The sequence below is a fragment of the Pseudomonas sp. EGD-AK9 genome, from assembly GCF_000465935.2.
In the GTDB taxonomy this organism is placed as follows: Bacteria; Pseudomonadota; Gammaproteobacteria; order Pseudomonadales; family Pseudomonadaceae; genus Aquipseudomonas.
The window spans coordinates 1-3,998 of the sequence record NZ_AVOF01000297.1; the positions used below are offsets into that span (position 1 = coordinate 1).

Genomic DNA, 3,998 nt, shown 5'->3' on the forward strand with positions numbered 1-3,998 from the left:
CGCCGCCGCCATCGCCGCCGGCCTGGCGCTGCTGTTCCACTGGCGCGAAGGGCGCGCGCCGAGCAACGCCGAACGCTGGCGCTTCACCGCGCTCTACGGCGGCCTGCTGGCGCTGCTCTACCTGGGCCTGCTGGCGATGATGGCCCTGCAGGACACCCCCAGCCCCATGGGCCTGTTCCTGTTCAGCCTGCACTACCTGTGCTACCCGCTGCTGGCCTGGCTGGCCTTCTCGCCGCGCCACGGCCGCTGATTCCTGGTCAGGACGACACCCATGCTGCATACCCTCGCCGTCGCCAACTACCGCTCGATCAACAGCCTGGAGCTGCCGCTGGGCCAACTCAACCTCATCACCGGCGCCAACGGCAGCGGCAAGTCCAATCTCTACCGCGCCCTGCGCCTGCTGGCGGAAACCGCCCAGGGCGGGGTGGTCAATGCGCTGGCCCGAGAGGGCGGGCTGGAGTCGAGTTTCTGGGCCGGGCCGGAGCAGATTTCCCGGCGCATGCGCAGCGGCGAGGTGCCGGTGCAAGGCGGCCCACGGCAGCACGCAATGCGTCTGCGCCTGGGCTTTGCCGGCGAGGATTTCGGCTATGCGATTGCCCTCGGCCTGCCCGAGCCGAGCCGCTCGGCCTTCGCCCTCGACCCGGAGATCAAGCGCGAGTGCATCTGGGCCGGCGCCAGCTACCGCCCCGCCTCGCTGCTGGTGGATCGCGCCGGGCCCATGGTGCGCCTGCGCGAAGGCCGCAGCTGGCAGGTGCTGGCCCAGCACCTGCCGAGCTACGACAGCCTGTTCGACCAGATCGGCAACGACCCCAGCTGCCCGGAAGTCTTCCAGCTACGCGAAACCATCCGCCGCTGGCGCTTCTACGATCACTTTCGCAGCGACGCCGAGGCCCCGGCGCGCCAGCCGCAACTGGGCACGCGCACGCCGGTGCTGCATCACGACGGCCGCGACCTGGCCGCGGCGCTGCAGACCATCCGTGAAATCGGCGATCGCGCCGCGCTGGACGCCGCCATCGACGACGCCTTTCCCGGCAGCCGCCTGCATATCGATTTCCAGGCCGGCGGACGCTTCGCCGTCGAGCTGCGCCAGGAAGGCCTGCTGCGCCCCTTGAGTGCCGCCGAGCTATCCGATGGCACCCTGCGCTACCTGCTGCTGGTGGCCGCCCTGCTCACCCCGCGGCCGCCGTCGCTGATGGTGCTCAACGAACCGGAAACCAGCCTGCACCCGGATCTGCTGCCCGCGCTCGGGCGCCTGATCATCGCCGCCTCGCAGCACACCCAGGTGTGGGTGGTGTCCCACGCCAGCCGCCTGATCGCCACGCTCAAGCAAAGCCCGGCGTGCAACGCCCTGGAGCTGGACAAAGCGCTGGGCCAGACCTGCATCCGCGGTCAGGGACTGCTGGACGAACCGGCCTGGCACTGGCCGGATTGAGTCATAGTGGGTGGGGGGCTACCACGAAAAAGCCCCGCCATCTCGCGATGCCGGGGCTTTGTCCACAACCGGAGCTCAATGCCCGTCGAGATAACGCTCGACATCCAGCGCCGCCATGCAGCCGGCACCGGCCGAGGTGATCGCCTGGCGATAGACCGAGTCGGCCACGTCGCCGGCGGCGAACACGCCGGGGATGCTGGTGGCGGTGGCGTTGCCCTCGCGCCCGCCGTTGACCACCAGGTAACCGTCCTTGAGCGCCAGCTGGCCCTCGAACAGGCTGGTGTTGGGGGTGTGGCCGATGGCGACGAACAGCCCGTCCACGGCCAGCTCGCTGCTGGCGCCATCCTGGTGTTTCAGGCGCACGCCGGTGACGCCACCGGCATCGCCCAGCACCTCGTCCACCTCGGCATTCAGGCGCAGCTCGATCTTGCCCTCGGCGATCCGCGCGCGCAGCTTGTCCTGCAGGATCTTCTCGGCGCGGAAGGTCTCGCGGCGGTGGATCAGGGTCACCTTGCTGGCGATATTGGCCAGGTACAGCGCCTCCTCCACCGCGGTATTGCCGCCGCCGACCACCGCCACAGGGCGACCGCGGTAGAAGAAGCCGTCGCAGGTGGCGCAGGCCGACACGCCCTTGCCCATCAACGCCGCCTCGCTGGGCAGCCCCAGGTAACGGGCGCTGGCGCCGGTGGCGATGATCAGCGCGTCGCAGCTGTAGATGGCGCTGTCGCCGACCAGGGTGAAGCGCGGCCCGACCAGGTCCACCGCGTTGATATGGTCGAAGACGATCTCGGTCTCGAAGCGCTCGGCGTGTTCCTGCATGCGCTGCATCAGCGCCGGGCCGGTGAGGCCGTGGGGATCGCCCGGCCAGTTGTCCACTTCGGTGGTGGTGGTCAGCTGGCCGCCGGCCTGGATGCCGGTGATCAGCAGCGGCTTGAGATTGGCCCGCGCCGCGTACACCGCGGCGCTGTAACCGGCCGGCCCGGAACCCAGGATGATGACGCGGGCATGGCGAATGGCAGACATCGACGACTCCTCCCGGCAGCTGCGCCGGCTGAGATAAGAACGGGCTCCCGAGCACGTGGGGAAGGCTGACTCAGGGGGAGCCCGGCAAAGTGTGAAACTGGTCGCCAGGCTAGCGAGCGCTCGGCGCGAGCGGAAATACCCATTGCCAATGCGCGACATAGAGCCCCGCTATCGACCGGAAGGATCGCCCGCCCTGGCTATACTGGGCCCATCGACTTCAGGGACGAATGCCGTCATGACCCTGCGCACCCGCCTGTTCTCGCTGTTCGCCCCCCTGCTGGTGCTGACCCTGCTGGCCGTCTACGGCCTCTCCGAGCGCCTGCTGCTGAGCCGCTTCGACCAGCAGGACAACCTGCGCCTGCAGGCCGAGGCGCACAAGGCGCATGCCCTGCTGCTCGCCCATATCCACCGCACCAGCAGCCTGCTGCGCAGCTATGCCTGGTGGGACGGCAGCTACGAGCTGCTGCTCGGCGAAGGCGACCGCAGCCGCTTCCTGCGGCGCAACCTCGACCCCGGGCAACTGGCCAACCTCGACTTCGACTTCATGGTGCTGCTCGACGACCGCGGCCAGGTGGTGGTCGAACAATGGGCGCCGCCGGACCTGCTCGACATGCTCCCGGTCGGCGGCGAGCGCCCGCGCAGCATCGCCAGCCTGCGCCGCGACATCCTCGCTCGCAGTCAGCGCCTGGGCCTTTTGCAGCACGGCGGCGATGCGCAGTTCCAGTCCGGCCAACTGCTGCTGGTGCAGGGCGTGCCGCTGCTGCTGACGGTCAGCGCGGTGAGCAACAGCCAGGGCAGCGCCGAGGCCATCGGCAGCCTGCTGGCCGGCTATTTCTTCGACGGCGCACGCCAGGAGAACCTGCAGCTGCGCACCCTCGGCGACCTGCGCCTGCTGCCGCCCGTGGCGATGGACGACGACTGGCAACGCCTGGCCCTGCCCGCCGACACCCCGCTGCCGCAGGGCTGGCTCAGCCCGCGCAGCCTGCTCGACGCGCAGCGTCAGCGTATCGAGCTGCAATCGGCCAACAGCCTCGGCGAGCCGGAACTGCGCCTGCAGCTGACCGGCGAGCGCATCAACTTCCGCAAGGGCGGCGAGGCCATCCACTTCTTCCTCGGCCTCAGCCTGGCGATCGCCCTGGCAGCGGCGCTGCTGGTGTACATCGGCCTGGAGTTCTGGGTGCTGCGCCGCCTCGGCCGGCTCAATGGCGAGATCGCCGCCATCGGCGACCAGGCCCGCCTGCCGCGGGTCGGCGACCTCGGCCGCGACGAGCTGGGCGCGCTCAGTACCGGCCTCAACCAGATGCTCGAGCGCCTGGAACAGAGCGAGGCGCGCGACCGCGTGGTGCTCGACGCGATCCACGACGGCTACTTCGAGGTGGACGCCGAGGGCCGCCTGCAGCGTTTCAACCGCGCCCTGGAGCGCCTGCTCGGCTACCGCGACGACCAGCTGCTGCACCGCCCCTTCGTCGAGCTGCTGGCCGGCGACGAGGTCGAGCGCGCCCGCCAGCTGTTCCAGCAGGCGCGCGACGACGCCAGCCCGAGG

The 3,998-nt window shown here is 70.1% G+C and carries 4 protein-coding genes; 3 read left to right on the forward strand and 1 reads right to left on the reverse strand.

What is annotated here, in order from left to right; all coding sequences use genetic code 11:
• Positions 1-250 (forward strand): hypothetical protein (locus N878_RS14415; RefSeq protein WP_021444334.1); only part of this gene is annotated, 250 nt, incomplete at its 5' end.
• Between the two features lie 21 nt (positions 251-271).
• A complete protein-coding gene (locus tag N878_RS14420; RefSeq protein WP_021444335.1) occupies positions 272-1,432 on the forward strand; it encodes an AAA family ATPase in 1,161 nt (386 codons plus the stop codon).
• 75 nt (positions 1,433-1,507) lie between these two features.
• Here the strand turns inward: N878_RS14420 and trxB are convergent, their stop codons facing one another.
• Positions 1,508-2,455, reverse strand: a complete 948-nt coding sequence (gene trxB, locus N878_RS14425; RefSeq protein WP_021444336.1) for a thioredoxin-disulfide reductase — start codon at positions 2,453-2,455, stop codon at positions 1,508-1,510.
• Positions 2,456-2,690: 235 nt separating this feature from the next.
• Here trxB and N878_RS14430 point away from each other — a divergent pair.
• A partial coding sequence (locus tag N878_RS14430) for a CHASE4 domain-containing protein (protein ID WP_021444337.1) occupies positions 2,691-3,998 on the forward strand: 1,308 nt, incomplete at its 3' end.

Bases quoted from the DNA above. Each gene is read 5' to 3' on its own strand.
- trxB (WP_021444336.1), bottom strand. From the start codon at position 2,455: ATGTCTGCCATTCGCCATGCCCGCGTCATCATCCTGGGTTCCGGGCCG.
- N878_RS14420 (WP_021444335.1), top strand. From the start codon at position 272: ATGCTGCATACCCTCGCCGTCGCCAACTACCGCTCGATCAACAGCCTG.